Raw genomic sequence first — 18,647 nt, forward strand, 5'->3', positions numbered from 1 at the left:
GGCGAGCTTGGCCACCGGGTTGCGCCGGGCCAGCGGCGCGCCGGGCGTCGCGATCGGCTGGTAGGGGATCACGCCCGCCCCCCGCCCGGTCGACCGTCGAGGGTGAGGGTCCGGTCGGCCAGCGCCGCGACGAAGTCGGCGTCGTGGGTGACCGTGACCACGCCGTGTCCGGCGTCGCGCAACCCGGCGAGCAGGTCGACCAGCTCGATCCAGGTGCGCCGGTCCTGGCCGAAGGTGGGCTCGTCCAGGACCAGCAGCCGGGGCGCGGTGGCCAGGGCCGTCGCCACGCTCAACCGCCGCGCCTGCCCGCCGGAGAGGGTGTACGGGTTGGCCCGGGCCAGCTCCGCCAACCGGAGCCGGTCCAGTAGCTCCTCCACCGTGGACCTCACCGCGTTCTCCGGCTGGCCGAGCCGGCGGGGGCCGAGGGCCAGCTCGTCGAAGACGGTGGTGCTGACGAACTGGTGCTCCGGGTCCTGGAAGACCGAACCGATCCGGCGGGCCAGCTCGGGCGCCGGCCACCGGTGCGGTGGCGTCGAGGCGTACCGGCCGGCGAGCGCGGCGGTCCCGTGCAGCCGCCCGGTGCCGGGCCGGAGCAGGCCGCCGAGCAGCAGCGCCAGGGTCGACTTGCCGGCGCCGTTGGGACCCAGCACCGCGAGCGCCTCGCCGGCGCGTACCCCGAGGTCCGTCGCGGCCAGCCGGGGCGGCAGGCCGAGCCGCTCGGCGGAGAGCAGCGGCTCGCCGGGCCCGGACGCCGCCCGGCGCGGTGCCGGCGGCGGCCCGGGAACCCAGACCCCGGCGGCGGCCAGCTCCGCACCGTGTGCGGCGAAGACCGCTGCCGGCGGGCCGTCCGCCCGCACCCCGCCACCCGGTTCGAGTACCACGACCCGGTCGACCAGGGGAAGCGCCTCCGCCACCCGGTGCTCCACCAGGATCAGCGTGGTGTCGGCGTCCACGGCGTCCCGGACCGCGTCCCGGACCAGGGCCGCCCCGGCCGGGTCGAGGTTGGCGGTCGGCTCGTCGAGCAGCAGCAGGCCGGGGCGGAGCGCCAGCACCCCGGCCAGCGCGAGCCGCTGCTGCTCACCCCCGGAGAGCGCGGCGGTGGCCCGGTCGCGGCCGTAGGGGAAGCCCACCCGCGCCAGCGCCCGGTCGACCCGGGGCCAGATCTCCACCGCCGGTACGCCCCGGTTCTCCAACCCGAACGCCACGTCGTCACCGGCGCGGCCCATCACCAGCTGGGTCTCCGGGTCCTGGAAGACGATGCCGACATGTTCCCGGGCCTTGCGCGGGTCCAGTCCGTCGATCTCGACGGTGCCGGCCTGTTCGCCCGAATCCTCGGCGAGCAGGCCGGCCAGCGCGGCCAGCAGGGTGCTCTTGCCGGCGCCCGAGGCGCCCAGCAGCAGTAGCCGCTCGCCGTGCTCGACGCGCAGGTCCACGTCGCGTACGGCCCAGGCCCGGCGCCCGGCGTGCCGCCAGCCGAAGCCGCGCAGCTGCACCGCGCTCATCGTGTGCCGCTTCCCCGCTCGTCCGGTCCGTCAGACGGCCGCGCGGTCGCGCCCGGCGGGGAAACGGTCCAGCACCCCGGTCTGGGCCAGCGCCCGGGTCAGCGCCCAGCCGCCGGCACCGGCGATGATCGCCGCGCTGACCACGGTGAGCACGAAGACCGGCAGCCGGAACGAGTCGAAGTCGTACTCCGAGTAGTAGCGGATCTGGTCGAAGAGCGCGGCGGCGAGTCCGGCGAGCGCGCCGGAGAGAACCGCCACCGGCAGCCGGAAGGAGCGGTAACGGGTGGCGAGGAAGGCCGCCTCCGCGCCGACGCCCTGGGCGAGGCCCTGCAGGATGGCGAGCATCCCCCACTGGCTGCCGAGCAGCACCGAGACGAACGCGGCGACGAACTCGCAGTACAGCGCGGCGCCCGGCTTGCGGATGATCAGGCCGCCGAGCACGCCGGGCAGCAGCCACACGCCGTAGATGACCGCCTGGGCCGGCGGGAAGAAGGTGAAGGCCCCCTCGGTGGCGCTCCAGACGAGGTTCCAGGCCCAGAAGATGACGCCGAACGCGACCGCGATGACCGACGCGATGACGATGTCGACGGTACGCCACCGGGGGTTGGTGGGTTGGTGCATGGACGTGCCTCCCAGTCGCCGACCTGACCGGGCAAGACGCACGCCGCGGTCCGGAGGCCCGGACTGCGGCGCGGCTGGAGACTCGACCGAACTCCCTGCGCTGGCATTACCCAGATCAGGTTCGAGGGTCTGCGGGCGTCGGCCCGCACTCTCAGCGCTGTGCGCTCCCCTGTCGGATGTGCAGTTGTCCCGCAGACGCTAGCACCGGATCAGTCCTGGCCGATAGCTGTGGGCAGCCTGGGTGTGGCCCGGGACACCCGGCCACCGCCGCGGTCGGCGCCGGCCGGCGAGGTGCGGCGTACGCTTCGGGCATGCGGATCACGGTCCGGGGACTCACCTTCGACCTGCACGCCGGCGGCCCCGAGGACGGCGAACCCGTCCTGCTGTTGCACGGTTTCCCCCAGCACAGCGCCGAGTGGGACGACCTGTTGCCGGCGTTGCACGCGGCCGGGCTCCGCAGCTACGCGCTGGACCAGCGCGGCTACTCGCCCGACGCCCGCCCCGCCGAGGTCCGGGACTACCGGTTGACGGAGTGCGTCGCCGACGCGGTGGCGGTGCTCGACGCGCTCGACGTGACCGAGGCGCACCTGGTGGGGCACGACTGGGGGGCACTGGTCGCCTGGCGGCTCGCCGCCGAACACCCCGACCGGGTCCGTACCCTGACCGCGGTCTCCGTCCCGCACCCGGCGGCCATGGCGTACGCGATCGCCGAGGACCTGGACCAGCGGGCCCGCTCGGCGTACGTGGGCTTCTTCCGGCTGACCGGCAAGGCCGAGCGGCTGCTGCTCGCCGGCGAGGCGGCCGGACTGCGCCGGGTGCTCACCGGCGTGCCCGACGAGCGGGTCGAGCGGTACGTCGAGCCGCTGCGCCGGCCCGGCGCGTTGACCGCCGCGCTGAACTGGTACCGGGCCCTGTCGACCGAGGACCTTGCCGGGACCGGTCCGGTGCCGGTGCCGACCACGTTCGTCTGGGGCGACGGGGACGTGGCGATCGGCTCCGTCGCGGCGCGGGCGTGCGCCGACCGGGTCACCGGCGACTACCGTTTCGTGCCGCTGGCCGGGGTCGGCCACTGGGTGCCGGAGGAGGCACCGGCGGCGCTCGCCGACGCCGTGCTGTCCCGGATCACCCCGGCACGGTGAGCCCACGGGCGGGGGCGGTTCCCGCCGTGGCATCGTGATCCCGCCGGATGGATCGCACGAACAAGTCGGAGGACTGGTGACACTGAGCGCCGAGGGCTACCTGGAAACCGTGACCGCGACGATGGCCCGGGTGGCGGCGAGCCAACGCGACGGCGTACGCCGGGCGGCCGAGCTGATCACGACCGCGCTGCGGGCCGACGGCGTGGTGCACGCCTTCGGCACCGGCCACTCGGAGGCGCTGTCGATGGAGATCGCCGGCCGGGCCGGCGGGCTGGTCCCGACGAACCGGATCGCGCTGCGCGACCTGGTGCTGCACGGCGGCGAGCCGGCCCACATCCTCGGGCCGACCCTGGAACGCGACCCGACGGTGGCCCGGCGGCTGCTGGACCTGGCGCCGGTCCGGCCACCGGACATCTTCGTGATCGCCTCGAACTCCGGCGTCAACGGCACCATCGTCGAGTTCGCCTCGCTGGTCAAGGAGCGCGGGCACGCCCTGGTCGCGATCACCTCGGCGGAGCACTCGGCCGGGGTCGACTCGCGCCACCCGTCCGGGCGCAAGCTCGGCGACCTCGCCGACGTGGCGCTGGACAACGGCGCCCCGTTCGGGGACGCCGCCCTGCCGCTGCCGGGCGGCGGCGCGGTCGGCGCGATATCGTCGATCACCGCCGCGCTGCTCGCCCAGCAGATCACCGTCGAGGTGGTGGCCCGGATGATCGAGGCCGGGGAGACACCGCCGGTCTACCTCTCCGCCAACATCCCGGCCGGCGACGAGCACAACAACGCGCTGGAGGCCCGGTACGCCGGCCGGATCCGGCGCGGTTCCTGACGGCGGCGTACCGGTGAGGGCTCGTACCCGTTCGATGTGGTCGGGTGGTTCGGCAACACGGTGGTCGGGCTCGCGCCTCGGCCGTGCAGCTGACTGTCCACAATGGTCGCTTCGTTCTTGGGCTCGGCCAGGGCACGGCGAGCACCCGGAAGGGAGGGACAAAATAGGGTGATCCGGTCATGAGTCCCCCTCGCGTTTCATGATCATGGCGTTCGGGCAAACTGGCCCGGAACCTGAGGGAAACGGGAGGTGGCCTGGGTGACCAGGGAAACCGAGAAGCAGCGCTGGCAACGGAACTTCACTGATCTGTTGCAGGAGTTGCGGGTGGCGCAGACCGGGGTCCAGATCCTGTTCGCCTTCCTCCTCACGTTGCCGTTCAGCACCGGTTTCGAGGACGTCAACGAGTTCCAGAAGGACACGTACATCGTCGCGCTGCTCGCCGCCGCCGCCGCGACCGCGTTGATCATCTCGCCGGTCGCCTTCCACCGGGCGCTGTTCCGGCAGGGGCGCAAGCCCGAACTGGTCCGGTTCGGGCACGCCATGGCTACCGGCGGGCTCGCCTTCATGCTCATCGCGATGGTCAGCTCGGTGCTGCTGATCACCGACTTCGTGCTGCCCCGGCCGGTGGCGTTCGTGCTGAGCGCGGTGACCGCGATCTGGTTCCTGACCTTCTGGGCCGGACTGCCGTTCCTGCGCCGCAACTGGGGCGACGACGAGGAAGAGGACGACGAGGAAGAGACGATGTCCGAGGCGGAGCAGCGCGCGGCGGCGTAGCGGGACCTCTGGCCGGTAGCGGCCTCGCCCGGGACCGGTCCCGGCGAATCTGGGTAGCCTGGGCCACCATGTGGTTCTTCCGGCGCAGATCGGCCGCCGAGAAGGCGGAGACCGGCCCGCGCACCTGCGTCTTCTGCGGCGCGGATGGGGTCAGGCGGCTGTCTGACACCGCCTATGGCGCACCGCACGGCTACTACTGCAGATCCTGCGAAGAGTCGTACTTCCAGCTCATCTCCCGGTTCCGGCACGTCGAAACGCCGGGGCACCGTCCCTGGCTGGCGCCCGACGCCGGTACGGAGCGTCCGCTGTCGGCGGCCTCCGAACCCTTCGACGCGGTGCACGCCGTGGTCGACGAACTGGTGGCGGGGATCGGTGAGGTTCCCCCGGCGGCCGCCAGGATCGCGGCGCTGCGGCTCGGGGTCTACGGAGCGGAGATAATCCATTCCGGCGGTTCCCGGGCCGCGGCGGTCGAGGCGGTGAGCACCGCGATCGCCGACGACCTCGCGGAGCACCACGAGGAGCTTCAGGAGTACTTCGGCGGGCGGGACTACCGGTCCTGCGCGGTGGCGCTCTTCGGCGCCGGCAGCGGCATCCTGTTCCAGCAGGTCACCACGGACGGTGACTGGCTCCGGCAGTACTGCTTCCTGATCGACACCGGGCACGCGGTCCACCGCTACGCGTCCTACGACCGGTGAGCGCCGGTCGCGCCGGAGGGGCGCTCACCGGCCGGCCAGTGCTCCGCCGTTGACGTGCAGGACCTGCCCGGTGAGGTGGCTCGCGGCCGGTGAGGCCAGGAAGAGCACGCTGCCGGCGATGTCGGCCGGGGTGCCGGCCCGACCAGTGCTGGTCTGGGCGACCAGTGTCGCGTGCCGCTGCTCGGTCATGGCGGTGCCGAAGAACTCGGTCTCCGCGATGTAGCCCGGGGCGATCACGTTCGCGGTGATCCGGTCCCGGCCCAGTTCCTCGGCCAGGGTGAGGTTCCAGGCCTCGACCGCCGCCTTCGCCGCCCCGTACGAGCCAGCGCCGCCCCGGTGCGCCGCGATCGAGCTGAGGCTGATCACCGCGCCGCCGGGCGCGAGGCGCGGGCGCAGCGCGGCGGTCACCAGCACCGCCGAGAGGACGTTGGCGTCGAGGTTGGCCCGCCAGGCGGCGGCCAGGCCGGTCAGGTCGCCGGGGTGGCCCGCGCCGATGTCGGTGTTGCCGCCCGCGTTGTTGACCAGCACGTCGACCCGCGCCGGCAGGGCATCGAGCGCCGCCGTCACCTGCGCCGGGTCGGTCGCGTCGAAGGGTACGGCGCGGACGTTCGGCCCGAGCAGCGCGGCGGTCTCCGCCAGCACCGCCGTACGGCGGCCGGTGATCACCACCCGTTCCCCGGCGGCGGCGAACGCTCCGGCGACCGCCCGGCCGATGCCGGTCCCCCCACCCGTCACCACGACGTCCCGCGTGTCCCGGCTCCCCATGTCACCACTCCTCACGTCGCCATTCTTCGTTTAGCGCTAAACGTGCGTGCGACACTACCAGGCATGAGTCAGTCCAAGCAGCCCCCGAACGATCTCGCGGCCCAGATCGCCGGCGCGTGGCGGCGGGAGCGGCCCGACGTGCCGGTCGGCTCGATCGAGGTCTTCACCCGGATCCACCAGGCCGCCAAGCTGCTAGCCGACCAGCGGCGCCGGACGCTGGCCAGGATCGGCATGGACGCCGCCACCCTCGACCTGCTCAGCACGCTGCGCCGCTCGGGGCCGCCGTACCGGCTCTCGACCCGGGAACTCACCGACCGCTGCCTGGTCACCGCCGGGGCGATCACGCAGCGGGTGGACCGGGCGCAGCGGGAGGGGCTGGTCAGCCGGCTCGCGCCGGAGCCGGGAAGTCGCGCGGTACCGGTGAAGCTGACCGATCGGGGACACCGCGCGGTGGAGGGAGCGGTCGGCGACCTCCTCGACCATGAGCAGGGACTGCTGGACAGCCTCGCCCCCGCCGAGCAGGCGGGGTTGGCGCGTCTGCTGGGCGTACTGCTGGCGGGGCTGGCGGACCGCGGCGGCGGTGTCGCAGGATAGACAGATCCTACTGTTGGGTAACACCGCGGAGTAACGTCGTTCTGGCGGGCAGCGCTGGGACCCGTACCCGAATGGGGGCAGCCGTGACCACGACGCAGAACAGCCGGCCGGCGGCGGGTGGACCGGAGGATGGCACCGGCCCGCTGCCCAAGGAGGCCGGCCAGGTCTCGGAGCAGGAGGCCCGGCAGGTCGCCGAGGCCGCCCGCGAGCTCGAATGGGGCAGACCGAGCTTCGGCAAGGAACTCTTCCTCGGCCGGCTCCGACTCGACCTGATCGACCCGTGGCCGCGCCCCGATCCGGAGCGCGCGGCAAAGGCCGAGGAGTTCCTGGGACGGCTGGCGGAGTACGTGCGTTCCGATGTGGACGGCGCCGCAATCGAGCGGGACGCGCGGATCCCGGACGAGGTGTTCCAGGGCCTGGCGGGGCTCGGCGCGTTCGGCATGAAGATCGGCGAGAGGTACGGCGGCCTCGGGCTGTCCAATCTGCACTACTGCCGGGCGCTGGCGCTGGCCGGCTCGGCGAACCCGTCGATCGGCGCGCTGCTCTCGGCACACCAGTCGATCGGGGTGCCGCAGCCGCTCAAGATGTTCGGCACCGACGAGCAGCGGCAGCGCTACCTGCCCCGGCTCGCCGCCGGCGAGGTCTCCGCCTTCCTGCTCACCGAGCCCGACGTCGGCTCCGACCCGGCCCGGCTGGGCACCATCGCCGAGCCGACCGAGGACGGCACCGGTTACCGGCTCAACGGCGTCAAGCTCTGGGCCACCAACGGCAGCGTGGCGAGCCTGCTGGTGGTGATGGCCCGGGTGCCGAAGACCGAGGACCGACGGGGCGGGATCACCGCGTTCGTGGTCGAGGCCGACTCGCCGGGGATCACCGTCGAGCGGCGCAACGAGTTCCTCGGCCTGCGCGGGCTGGAGAACAGCGTCACCCGGTTCCACGACGTCGTCGTACCGAAGGAGAACGTCATCGGGGGCGAGGGCCGCGGCCTCAAGATCGCCCTGACCACCCTGAACACCGGCCGGCTCTCGCTGCCCGCGATGTGCGTCGGCGCCGCGAAGTGGTCGCTCAACGTGGCCCGCGAGTGGGCGGCCGACCGGGTGCAGTGGGGCCGGCCGGTCGGCGAGCACGAGGCGGTCGCGACCAAACTCTCCTTCATCGCCGCGACCACCTACGGCATGGAGACCATGCTGGACCTCTGCTGCATGCTCGCCGACGACGACACCAACGACATCCGGATCGAGGCGGCGCTGGTGAAGCTCTACGCCAGCGAGATGGCGTGGCGGATCGCGGACGAGCTGATCCAGATCCGGGGCGGACGCGGCTACGAGACGGCCGGGTCGCTCCAGGCCCGGGGTGAGCGCCCGGCCGCCGCCGAGCAGCTCCTGCGGGACCTGCGGATCAACCGGATCTTCGAGGGCTCCACCGAGATCATGCACCTGCTGATCGCCCGCGAGGCGGTCGACGCGCACCTCTCGGTGGCCGGCGACATCATCGACCCCAAGGCCGAGCTGGGCCGCAAGGTCCGGGCCGGGGCGCGGGCCGGCGCGTTCTACGCGAAGTGGCTGCCGACCCTCGCCGTCGGCCGGGGCCAGACCCCCAACGGGTACGCCGAGTACGGGCCGCTCGCCGGCCACCTGCGGCACGTGGAGCGCGCCTCCCGCAAGCTGGCCCGGTCGACGTTCTACGCGATGTCCCGGTGGCAGGGCAGGATGGAGCGCAAGCAGGCGTTCCTCGGCCGGATCGTGGACATCGGCGCCGAGCTGTTCGCGATGTCGGCGGTCTGCGTACGGGCCCAGGCCGAGCGGGAGACCCGGCCGGAGGGTGTGGAACTGGCCGACCTCTTCTGCCGGCAGGCCCGGGTGCGGATCGCGGAGCTGTTCCGGAGCCTGTGGGAGAACACCGACTCGGTCGACAACGTGGCGGCGAAACGGGTCCTCGCCGGGCGCTACGCCTTCCTGGAGGAGGGCGTGCTCACCCCGCCCGCCGACCTGCCGTGGGTCGCCACCTGGCAGCCCGGCCCGTCGACCGCCGAGGACGTGCGCCGGCGGATCCCGCGCCCGGGCGAGAAGATGTGAAGGGCGTGGTGATGGACGAGTTCCGAGAAGCGAAGGAAATCTACTTCAGGTAGCCGGGCTCGAGGGTGTGGACGAAGGCGCGCCAGGCGGTGGGGCCGAAGGTGAGGACGGGCCCCTGCCGGTCCTTGCTGTCCCGGACGTGTACGGCGCCGGGCAGGTTGTCGGCGACCTCGACGCAGGTGGCTCCGCCGTTGGAGGAGCGGGTCGAGATGCGCCAGTGGGCGTTGCTCAGATCCATTTCTGCGCCGCTTCCTTGATCAGATTGAGGGACTGCTGGCGTGGCAACGCCTCGCTGCGGATGCATTCCCACGCCTCTTGCAGGCTATCAATCTCGTCGGCATGGGTGATGATCTGACCACGGAGCAGATTGTCGAGATAACCAATCCAACTGTTTCCCTCCAGGCCGGCCAGCGCCAGCGGCCCGGCCAGCCCGACGTACATGCCGATCCCGGTCGGCACGACCAGCAGGTCGACGTTGGGCAGTTCGGCCATGGTCACCAGGTGGTCGAGTTGCTCGCGCATGATCGCGCAGGTCCCGATCAGCCGGTCGAGGATGGTCGCGTCCAGCACCGCGAAGAGCTGCACCGGCAACTCCCGGGTCAGGAGTTTCTGCCGTTCCAGCCGGGACGTCACCCGGCGGTCGATTTCCGCACTGCTGAGCCGGCTGCCAGCGGTGATCACCGCTCGGGCATACGCCTCGGTCTGCAACAGTCCCGGTACTAGGTTCGGCTCGAACCATCGCAGGCTCTTCGCGTTCCGTTCGGTCTCCCGCCACGACCGGAACCAGGTCTGCCGGCCGCCGTCGGTGGCGACCCGGAGCAGTTCCACGAAGAGACCGCCGGTTTCCAGCTCCCGGTCCGCCAGGGCCAGATAGCGGGCATCGAGTGGGCGGGTGCCGGTCTCCACGGCGCTGACCTGGGAGCCGGAGAAGTTGATCCGCTTGCCGAACTGCTCCTGGCTCAGGCCGGCGGCGACCCGCATCCGTCGCAGGTGCGCCCGGATGAACTCGATCAGCGGTGCGTCGACCACCCATCTGCCGGGCTGCTGGCCGGGCTGCTCATCGTGGTCCTCCATTGTGTCCCCCTCACGTCGCGCCGTTTGCTGCCGCACAGTAGCGACTCCTGCTCAGACGGTGAAGGTGTCGGTGGAGACCTGTGGAGAGTTCGGAGTTCTGTGGAGAACTGTCGGTGGACCCGGGGCGGTATCGGCTGGCGGGAGAGCTGACCAAGCGGCGGATTACGGTCAAACCCCCTCGTGAAAGACTCGGTCCGGACGACGCCGTGCCCGGCGCGCCGCGCGGTACGACAAGAAAGGACCCCGGTGAGCGACCCGACGCCGAAGAATCTGGCCAACTGGATCTGGCAGGTCGCGGACCTGCTCCGGGGCGACTACAAGCGTGCCGACTACGGCAAGGTGATCCTGCCGTTCACGGTGCTGCGCCGCCTGGAGTGCGTGCTGGAGCCGACCCGGGACGCGGTGCTGGCGGAGAAGGCAAAGTGGGAGGCCAAGGGCGTCGATCCGAGCCCGTACCTGGCCAGGCCGACCGGCTACCGCTTCTATAACACCACCGAGCACACGCTCGAATCGATCGCCAACGCACCCGACGACGCCGTCCGCAACCTGATGGGCTATCTCAACGGCTTCTCGGAGAACGCCCGCGAGGTCTTCGACCGGTACCGCTTCGCCGAGCAGGTCGCCCACCTGGCCGAGGCGAAGCTGCTGCACCTGGTGGTCGGCAGGTTCGCCGACTTCGACCTGCACCCGGACGTGGTGGACAACCACGAGATGGGCTACGCCTTCGAGGAGCTGATCCGGAAGTTCGCGGAAGCCTCCAACGAGACCGCCGGCGAGCACTTCACCCCACGCGAAGTGATCAAGTTGATGGCGGGCCTGCTCATCGCCCCCGACCTGGACGAGATCAAGGTGCCGCGTGCGCCTCGCCGGATCTACGACCCGGCCTGCGGGACCGGCGGCATGCTGACCGCCGCCGAGGAGTTCATCCTCGCGCACAACAAGACCGCCCAGGTGTACGCCTTCGGCCAGGAGCTCAACCCCGAGTCCTGGGCGATCTGCCGCTCCGAGTTCATGATCAAGAATCAGGAGGTCGACAACATCAAGCTGGGCAACTCGTTCAGCGACGACCAGCTCAAGCACCGCACCTTCGACTACATGCTCTCCAACCCGCCGTTCGGGGTGGAGTGGAAGAAGGTGCAGGCACAGGTCAGGGACGAGCACCAGGAGCGCGGCTTCGACGGTCGCTTCGGCGCCGGCCTGCCCCGGATCAACGACGGCTCGCTGCTCTTCCTCCAGCACATGATCGACAAGATGCGGCCGGTCAGCGAGGGTGGCTGCCGCCTCGCGATCGTCTTCAACGGCTCGCCGCTCTTCACCGGCGCCGCCGAGTCCGGCGAGTCGGAGATCCGCCGCTGGATCCTGGAGAACGACTGGCTGGAGGCGATCGTTGCCCTGCCCGACCAGCTCTTCTACAACACCGGCATCTCCACGTACTTCTGGATCCTCACCAACCACAAGGACCCTGCCCACCGTGGCAAAGTGATGCTGGTGGACGCCCGGGACTACTGGGTCAAGATGCGTAAGTCGCTCGGCGACAAGCGCAAGATGATCGACGAGAAGCAGATCGACGAGATCATGCGGATGTACGCGGACGGCCCCGCCATCGCCGCCGACCCCGAGCACCCCCAGCACGGCAAGGTGAAAATCTTTCGCAACCGCGACTTCGGCTATCACCGCATCACGGTCGAGCGCCCGCTGAAGCTCCGCTTCGAGGTCACCGAGGAAACCCTGACCCGGGTACGCGAATCCAAGGCGCTCCAGCGGCTGATCGGCTCCGACGCGCTGGAGAGTGCTCTCAAGCCGCTGCTCGGCTCGGTATGGTCCACCAAGAAGGCGGCGTGGACCGCGCTGCGCGGCAGCATGGCCGAAGCAGGGGTGCTCTGGCCCGCCGGGGCACCGTTCCAGAAGGCGCTCCGCGACGTGATCGGTGTCCGGGACCCGGAGGGCGAGGTGCAGATGGTCAAGGGTGCCCCCGAGCCGGACCCGGAGCTGCGCGACTTCGAAAACGTCCCGCTGGACGAGGACATCGACGCCTACGTCGAGCGTGAGGTCCTGCCGCACGTCCCGGACGCCTGGGTCGACCACGAGAAGACCAAAGTCGGGTACGAGATTCCCTTCACCCGCCACTTCTACGTCTACCAGCCACCCCGCCCGCTGGCAGAGATCGACGCCGAGTTGAAGGCCCTGGAAGCAGAAATCCAAACCCTCCTCGGCCAGGTGACAGCGTGATTCAGACTCCGACCGCTCTATGGAGACTGCGGCGCGTCAAGACCTTCACCACGAAGATCGGTAGTGGAAAGACCCCCAACGGTGGCGGCGAGTCCTACAAGGACGAAGGGATAATTTTCCTTCGCAGTCAGAATATTCACTTTGACGGTCTCAAGCTCGATGACGTCGTGTATATCGATCATGAAGTTGATCATGAAATGCGGGCTTCTCGGGTGCGTAATGGAGACGTCCTCGTCAACATTACTGGCGCTTCGCTTGGACGGGTCACCTACGTGCCGGACGGTTTTGGTAGAGCCAACGTCAATCAGCATGTCTGCATCGTTAGACCAAGCAAGGATGCGGACACTCGGTTCCTTTCATACGCGCTCTCGGCGCTCAATGCGCAGGAGCAGATATCTTCGCTACAGGTCGGTGGGAATCGCGATGGGTTGAACCTCGAACAGCTGGGCAACCTAAAGCTTCCATTGCCCAGTCTGCGCGAGCAGCGCCGCATCGCCGACTTCCTCGACGCTGAAGTGGCTCGGATTGATGGATTAACCGAGGCGCAACGTCGGGTCACGCACCTTTTGCGGGAGCGGCGCGATGTCGGCGTTATTTCACATATCACTGGACTTGCCGAGCCAAGCCAGCGTACGTCAAGGCTTGCCTGGACGGATGTGCTGCCTGCCCACTGGCCGGAGGTGCGCCTGGGACTTGTGGCGCGAATGGGAAGTGGGCACACGCCAAGCCGGTCGCATCCGGAGTGGTGGACAGACTGCATCATCCCGTGGATCACCACGGGGGAAGTCAGTCAAGTGCGCGATGACCGGCGCGAGGTCATCACCGAGACCCGCGAGCGGATTAGTGCGCTCGGCCTTGCGAATAGCGCCGCCGAGTTACATCCTCCGGGAACAGTCGTTCTCTGCCGCACCGCATCGGCGGGGTACTCTGCTGTCATGGGTGACAGCATGGCGACCAGCCAGGATTTCGTGACCTGGACCTGCGGTCCGCGCTTGAATCCCTTCTATCTCCTGTGGTGCCTGCGAGCAATGCGGCAGGACCTGCTCGGCCGCTTGGCCATGGGATCGACACACAAAACGATTTACGTTCCCGATCTGCAGATGCTCCGGATCCCGTTGCCAGAACTATACGAGCAGCAGCAGATTGTTGAACGGATTCGCGAGGATAATGCTCGTATCGACCAGCTCATTGACGCCGTCCATCGCCAACTTCAGCTCCTCGCCGAGCGGCGGCAGGCGCTTATTACGGCGGCGGTGACGGGGCAGATTGACGTGACGACCGCTCGGGGGGTGGAGGTGTCGTGAGCGAGGGGTTCGGGCTCGGCCCGCAGCCGGTGCCGTTCGTCAGGCGGGTCCGGGTCAGGAACTATCGGTCGATCGCCGACTGTGACGTCACGCTGGGGCCGCTGACCGTGCTCCTGGGCTTCAACGCGTCGGGCAAGTCGAACTTCCTCGACGTACTCCGGTTGGTAGCCGATGCCCTGCGGACCTCGCTGCCTCAGGCGGTGTCGGACCGGGGCGGCCTGGATGCCCTGCTGCATCGCGGCCCGAGCGGCGTGGCCGGCTCCTTCGAGATCCTGCTTGACCTGATGCTCCGGCCCCGGGTGGCCGGCGCGGAGGCGGTCCCCGCGACGTACGGGTTCGCGGTCGGCCCGGACCCTGATGGCCTGCTGCCGCTGCTGGTGCTGCGGGAGACCGGCGAGATCCGGCAACCGGACGGGGTGCTGCGGCTGCCGCTGGAGGTGCCGGGCCGCAGCCAGCGGTTGCGGCTCTCCGCCACGATCCTCCGGGAGGAGGAGCCGCAGGCGACCCTGGAGTCCAGCCTGCGGGGCATGACCTTCTACGAGCTGGACCCGGCCGTGCTGCGCGCGCTGGACGAGCCGGTCACCAAACGGCCCGTGCTTGGCCCGGCCGGACAGCATCTGGGTCCCGTCCTCGGCGCGCTCGACGGCGCCGACCCGCTGGGCAAGGAGCGACTGGACGCCTACCTGTCGGCGCTGGTGCCCAACGCGCTGGGTGTGGACGAGCGGCGGGAGGGCCGGTATTCGACAGTGCAGGCGCGGTTCCAGGCCGGGGACGACGACGGGGTGCAGACCTTTCTCCGGGAGAACCTGTCCGAGGGGACCGTGCGGGCGGCCGGGGTGCTCGCCGCGCTGTTCCAACCTGCCGTCTCCACCGGACGGATGCCTCTGATCGGGATAGAGGAGCCGGAGATCGGGCTACACCCGGCCGGGGTCGGCGCGCTCTACGAGGCGCTCGACGACGCCGCCGCGCGCGCTCAGGTGATCGTCACCAGTCAGAGTTCGGAACTGCTCGACAACGAGTACGTCCGGCTCGACCACGTGCGCGCAGTGGCCAACGTGGACGGCGTGACCCGGATCGGAGAGGTGGACGCCGGTGGGCGCACCATCGTGGAGAAGGGGCTGATGAGCATCGGCGAGCTGCACCGCAGCGGCCAGATGCAGCCGGAAGGGGCGAGTCCCGGACCGTGGCCCGCCGGAGGTGAGGTCGGGCGATGAGCCGCGCCACGATCGCCGCGATAGTGGAAGGTCAGGGCGAGGAGCGGGCGGTGCCGGTGCTGCTGCGCCGGATGGCCGCCGAGATCGCCCCGGACATCTGGGTCCAGGTCGCCCGCCCGCTGCGGGTGTCCCGGGGCACCCTGACCGCACCGCTCGGTCTGGAGCGGTACGTCGAAACCGCCGCCGTACACGCCGGCCCGGACGCCGGTCTGCTGGTGCTGCTGGACGCCGACGACGACTGTCCGGCCGACCTGGGCCCACGGCTGCTCGCCCGCATCCACGCGGCCAGGGGGGACCGGCCCAGCTCGGTCGTGCTGGCCAACCGGGAGTTCGAGGCGTGGTTCCTCGCCTCGGCGCCCTCGCTGCGCGGGCATCGGGGCCTGGCCGGAGATCTCGCGCTGCCCGCCGACGCGGAAGGGCCGCGCGACTGCAAGGGCTGGCTGAAGCAGCGCCGGACCGACGGGCGGGCCTACAAGCCCGCCGCCGACCAGGCCGCGCTCGCGGCGGTCTTCGACCTGAAGATGGCCCGGGACAACTCGCCGTCCTTCGACAAACTCTGGCGCGACGTGACACGACTGCTGACCGGGGAGGGCGGCTGATGAATAGCGAGCGGGTGCTGACCGAAGGGGCGTTCGAGCGCGAGATCTTCGAGTCGCTGCTCGCCTCGGGATGGCAGCGTGGCGACCAGCAGTCGTATCGGCCGGAGTTCGGGCTGGACACCGGCCACCTCTTCGAGTTCATCGGGGCCACCCAACACGAGGAGTGGAAGACTCTGATCGGCTACGCCGGGGGTGACCAACCCGTCGCCCAGCACCAGTTCACCCGCTTCCTGGCCCGCGAGCTGGACGAACGCGGCGCGCTCGACGTGCTGCGCAACGGGGTCCGGGACCGGGGCGTCCGGATCCGGCTGGCCTACTTCCGGCCGGCGCACACCATCGCCGAGGGCGCGCTCGACGACTACCGGCGGAACCGGCTCTCGGTGACCCGCCAACTGCACTTCTCGGCCGGTGCCCCGCAACAGTCGGTCGACCTGGCACTCTTCGTCAACGGGATCCCGGTCGCCACCGCCGAGCTGAAGAGTTCCGCCAGCCAGCGTCCGCAGACCGTCGAGGACGCCAAGGAGCAGTACCGGTCCGATCGCGACCCGAAGGACCCGTTCTTCGCCCGACGCACCCTCGTGCACTTCGCGGTGGACGAGGACCTGGTCTTCCTGACCACCCGCCTGCGGGGCAAGAAGACCGCCTTCCTCCCGTTCAACCAGGGCACCGCCGGGCCGGGTAACCCCGGCGGTGCCGGCAACCCGCCGGTGCCGGCCCTCGGCGGACCGGCCTACCGGACCTCGTACCTCTGGGAGCAGGTGTGGCAGCCGGACGCCTGGCTGGACCTGCTGAAGCGGTTCCTGCACGTGGAGGATCCCAAGGCCGCCAAATCCAGGGGCCGGGGCGCCGGTAACGGCGGCCGGACGAGCGTGCACGACCGCACGCTGATCTTCCCGCGCTACCACCAGTGGCACGCGGTGCTCGGGCTGACCGCACACGCCGCCCGCGCCGGCTCGGGGAGCAACTATCTGGTGATGCACTCCGCCGGCTCCGGCAAGTCGAACACGATCGGCTGGCTGGCACACCGGCTCTCCACCCTGCACGGTTCGGCGAACCCCGGCGCCCTGGACCCGGACTCGGTCGCGGCGGGGTGGATCGAGCCGAACAAGCCGGTGTTCCACAAGATCGTGGTGATCACCGACCGGTCCGTGCTGGACAAGCAGCTCCAGGACACGATCTACCAGTTCGACCACACCCCCGGCGTGGTGGAGCGGATCACCGGCTCCGGCGGGTCGAAGTCCGCCGAGGTGGCCGCCGCGCTGGCCAACACCGCCACGAAGATCGTCATCGTGACCGTGCAGACCTTCCCGTACGTCCTGGACGGCATCGATGCGCTCAAGGAGAAGCGGATCGCGGTGATCGTCGACGAGGCGCACTCCGGGCACTCCGGCGACAGCGTCAGCAAGCTGGGCAGGGTGCTGAGCGGCAAGGGCGCCGAGGATGCCGCCGCGGACGGCGACCTGCTGCTCGCCGCCGCGAGCTCCCGCCAGCAGCGCCCGAATGTCTCCTACTTCGCGTTCACGGCAACCCCGAAACAGAAGACCCTCGACAAGTGGGGCATCCTCGACCCGATCACCAATGAGATGCGGGCGTTTCACATCTACTCGATGCGCCAGGCCATCGAGGAGGGTTTCATCCTCGACGTGCTGCGCAACTACACCACTTACCAGACGTACTGGCGGGTGGCGAAGGAAGGTGCCGAGGACATCGAGGTCGACCCGGGCAAGGCCGGGGCGCAACTGGCCCGGCTGGTCTACCTCAACCCGGCCACCCTCGGCGCGCACGCCGAGGTGATCGTCCACCACTTCCAGACCCGGGCCGCGCACCGGCTGGGCGGCCGTGCCAAGGCCATGGTCGTGACCCGGTCCCGGGAGAGCGCGGTACGGATGTACCACGCCCTGGTCAAGGCCACCGACGACCTGGGCTGCCCGGAGATCGGCGTGCTCGTCGCGTTCTCCGGCGAGCTGGAGGTGGACGGGGTCAAGGTGACCGAGACCGGGCTGAACGGGTTCTCCGAACGGGAGTTGCCCGAGGTGTTCGGATACACCCGGGCCGACGACCCCTACGCCGCCGCCCGCACCGGCCGCCCCGGCGCGGCGCCGCCCCGCACCGAATACCGCATCCTGGTCGTCGCGGAGAAATACCAGACCGGATTCGACCAGCCGCTGCTGACCAGCATGTACGTCGAGAAGCCGCTCGACGGCGTCGCGGCCGTGCAGACCCTGTCCCGGCTCAACCGCACCCACCCGCTGAAGAGCCAGGACGACCTGTTCGTGCTGGACTTCGCCAACGACGCCGAGGACATCCAGGCCGCCTTCAAGCCGTACTTCGAAGAGGCCCGCGCCACCCCCAGCGACCCCAACCTGCTCTATGGGATCCAGCGAGCGGTGATGGACCACCAGATCCTGGTGGAGTCGGAGCTGCGGGAGTTCGCCGAGGCGTACCTGCGAGCCCAGCCCGCGCCCGGCTCGACCGAGGCCGGGCAGCCGCCCGCCCACCGGTGGGACCGCCGTCACGCGGCCCTCTACCAGCTCACCGACCCGGCCCGGCAGCGCTTCGAGCGGCTCGCCGCCGAGGATGCCGACGCGGCCGAGATGTTCCGCTCGGACCTCACCGACTACGTCCGCAAATACGGCTTCCTCTCCCAGGTGATGCAGTTCGTCGACCCGGACCTCGAGGCGCTCTACCTCTTCGGCAAGCATCTGCTCAACCGGCTGCCCCGACGTCAGGATCCGGCCATGGACATCGGCGAGGTCGACCTGACCCACCTCCGGGTGGCCAAGACCGGCGAACACGACATGACCCTGGAGCCGGAAGGCGTGCAGCTCCTGCCCGGCTTCGACAGCAGCGGTGGCGGCATCGGCAGGGACCCGGAGAAGGCCCTGCTCTCCGAACTCATCGAGGACTTCAACCGGCGGTACGGCGAGGGGATGAGCGAGGCGGACCGGCTGAGCGTCGAGGAGCGCATTGTCGCGGCGGCCGAGGACGCCGAGCTTCAGGAGGCGGCCGTGGCCAGCCGCAACGAAGGTGACTTCGAGTTGCCGTTCGACGCCCGCTTCCGGGACATCATGGTCGAGCGGGCCGAGGCCGACACGAAGTTCACCGAGCGGTACTTCGCCGACAACGAGTTCCGGGGCCGGCTGACCCGGGAGGCCCGGCGTCTCGCGTACCGGATGATCCGACGCCGGCACGGTCTGTCCGACGTGGCCTGAGCCCGCCCGGCGGGGTGCCCCGGT

General features: G+C 70.4%; 16 protein-coding genes and 1 riboswitch. Of the genes, 11 read left to right on the forward strand and 5 right to left on the reverse strand.

Annotated features, from left to right (window positions below):
- Positions 1 to 68 precede the first annotated feature (68 nt).
- Both ACQEUR_RS15750 and ACQEUR_RS15755 read right to left on the reverse strand, forming a co-directional pair.
- Positions 69 to 1,502 (reverse strand): ABC transporter ATP-binding protein, encoded by a 1,434-nt coding sequence (locus ACQEUR_RS15750; protein ID WP_433031054.1) that lies wholly within the window; start codon positions 1,500 to 1,502, stop codon positions 69 to 71.
- A gap of 30 nt (positions 1,503 to 1,532) precedes the next feature.
- On the reverse strand, positions 1,533 to 2,123 hold the full coding sequence (locus tag ACQEUR_RS15755; protein ID WP_433031057.1) for an ECF transporter S component: 591 nt from the start codon (positions 2,121 to 2,123) through the stop codon (positions 1,533 to 1,535).
- 74 nt (positions 2,124 to 2,197) lie between these two features.
- Positions 2,198 to 2,304, reverse strand: a riboswitch (TPP riboswitch).
- A gap of 130 nt (positions 2,305 to 2,434) precedes the next feature.
- On the opposite strand from ACQEUR_RS15755, the gene ACQEUR_RS15760 reads away from it, so the two are divergent.
- The 4 genes from ACQEUR_RS15760 (at position 2,435) to ACQEUR_RS15775 (ending at position 5,557) form a co-directional block, all read left to right on the forward strand.
- Complete coding sequence (locus tag ACQEUR_RS15760) at positions 2,435 to 3,262, forward strand: alpha/beta fold hydrolase (protein ID WP_433031060.1); 828 nt, start codon at positions 2,435 to 2,437, stop codon at positions 3,260 to 3,262.
- Between the two features lie 76 nt (positions 3,263 to 3,338).
- Positions 3,339 to 4,088 carry a sugar isomerase domain-containing protein gene (locus ACQEUR_RS15765; protein ID WP_433031062.1) on the forward strand — a complete coding sequence of 250 codons (750 nt, stop codon included), beginning with the start codon at positions 3,339 to 3,341 and terminating at the stop codon, positions 4,086 to 4,088.
- Between the two features lie 258 nt (positions 4,089 to 4,346).
- Entirely contained in the window at positions 4,347 to 4,862 is a 516-nt protein-coding gene (locus tag ACQEUR_RS15770) for a DUF6328 family protein (protein ID WP_433031065.1), read from the forward strand.
- Between the two features lie 68 nt (positions 4,863 to 4,930).
- Positions 4,931 to 5,557, forward strand: a complete 627-nt coding sequence (locus tag ACQEUR_RS15775; protein WP_433031068.1) for a hypothetical protein — start codon at positions 4,931 to 4,933, stop codon at positions 5,555 to 5,557.
- A 24-nt stretch (positions 5,558 to 5,581) separates the two neighbouring features.
- Here the strand turns inward: ACQEUR_RS15775 and ACQEUR_RS15780 are convergent, their stop codons facing one another.
- Positions 5,582 to 6,322: an SDR family NAD(P)-dependent oxidoreductase gene (locus tag ACQEUR_RS15780; RefSeq protein WP_433031071.1), complete on the reverse strand. Its 741-nt coding sequence runs from the start codon at positions 6,320 to 6,322 to the stop codon at positions 5,582 to 5,584.
- Between the two features lie 63 nt (positions 6,323 to 6,385).
- Here ACQEUR_RS15780 and ACQEUR_RS15785 point away from each other — a divergent pair, with 63 nt between their 5' ends.
- Together ACQEUR_RS15785 and ACQEUR_RS15790 are read left to right on the forward strand one after the other, a co-directional pair.
- Positions 6,386 to 6,916 carry a MarR family winged helix-turn-helix transcriptional regulator gene (locus ACQEUR_RS15785; protein ID WP_433031074.1) on the forward strand — a complete coding sequence of 177 codons (531 nt, stop codon included), beginning with the start codon at positions 6,386 to 6,388 and terminating at the stop codon, positions 6,914 to 6,916.
- A gap of 83 nt (positions 6,917 to 6,999) precedes the next feature.
- Positions 7,000 to 8,991, forward strand: coding sequence for an acyl-CoA dehydrogenase family protein (locus ACQEUR_RS15790; protein WP_433031077.1), 1,992 nt, complete (start codon positions 7,000 to 7,002; stop codon positions 8,989 to 8,991).
- Between the two features lie 40 nt (positions 8,992 to 9,031).
- On the opposite strand, the gene ACQEUR_RS15795 is transcribed toward ACQEUR_RS15790, so the two are convergent.
- Both ACQEUR_RS15795 and ACQEUR_RS15800 read right to left on the reverse strand, forming a co-directional pair.
- Positions 9,032 to 9,229: a DUF397 domain-containing protein gene (locus tag ACQEUR_RS15795; RefSeq protein WP_433031080.1), complete on the reverse strand. Its 198-nt coding sequence runs from the start codon at positions 9,227 to 9,229 to the stop codon at positions 9,032 to 9,034.
- On the reverse strand, positions 9,220 to 10,065 hold the full coding sequence (locus ACQEUR_RS15800; RefSeq protein ID WP_433031083.1) for a helix-turn-helix domain-containing protein: 846 nt from the start codon (positions 10,063 to 10,065) through the stop codon (positions 9,220 to 9,222). Before ACQEUR_RS15800 ends, ACQEUR_RS15795 begins: the two co-directional genes overlap by 10 nt.
- Before the next feature lie 246 nt (positions 10,066 to 10,311).
- Between ACQEUR_RS15800 and ACQEUR_RS15805 the strand changes: the two genes are divergently transcribed.
- The 5 genes from ACQEUR_RS15805 to ACQEUR_RS15825 are packed head-to-tail and all read left to right on the forward strand — an operon-like array spanning position 10,312 to position 18,623.
- The gene (locus ACQEUR_RS15805) at positions 10,312 to 12,294 is read left to right on the forward strand and encodes a type I restriction-modification system subunit M (protein WP_433031086.1); all 1,983 of its coding nucleotides are present in this window, start codon (positions 10,312 to 10,314) and stop codon (positions 12,292 to 12,294) included.
- On the forward strand, positions 12,291 to 13,598 hold the full coding sequence (locus tag ACQEUR_RS15810) for a restriction endonuclease subunit S (RefSeq protein ID WP_433031089.1): 1,308 nt from the start codon (positions 12,291 to 12,293) through the stop codon (positions 13,596 to 13,598). The genes ACQEUR_RS15805 and ACQEUR_RS15810 overlap by 4 nt, the downstream gene beginning before the upstream one ends.
- Positions 13,595 to 14,812: an AAA family ATPase gene (locus ACQEUR_RS15815; RefSeq protein ID WP_433031092.1), complete on the forward strand. Its 1,218-nt coding sequence runs from the start codon at positions 13,595 to 13,597 to the stop codon at positions 14,810 to 14,812. The genes ACQEUR_RS15810 and ACQEUR_RS15815 overlap by 4 nt, the downstream gene beginning before the upstream one ends.
- Positions 14,809 to 15,411, forward strand: coding sequence for a DUF4276 family protein (locus ACQEUR_RS15820; protein WP_433031095.1), 603 nt, complete (start codon positions 14,809 to 14,811; stop codon positions 15,409 to 15,411). The genes ACQEUR_RS15815 and ACQEUR_RS15820 overlap by 4 nt, the downstream gene beginning before the upstream one ends.
- Positions 15,411 to 18,623 carry a type I restriction endonuclease subunit R gene (locus ACQEUR_RS15825; RefSeq protein ID WP_433031098.1) on the forward strand — a complete coding sequence of 1,071 codons (3,213 nt, stop codon included), beginning with the start codon at positions 15,411 to 15,413 and terminating at the stop codon, positions 18,621 to 18,623. The genes ACQEUR_RS15820 and ACQEUR_RS15825 overlap by 1 nt, the downstream gene beginning before the upstream one ends.
- The last annotated feature ends 24 nt before the right edge of the window (positions 18,624 to 18,647 follow it).

The organism is Plantactinospora sp. CA-290183 (assembly GCF_050936375.1).
GTDB lineage: Bacteria > Actinomycetota > Actinomycetes > Mycobacteriales > Micromonosporaceae > Plantactinospora.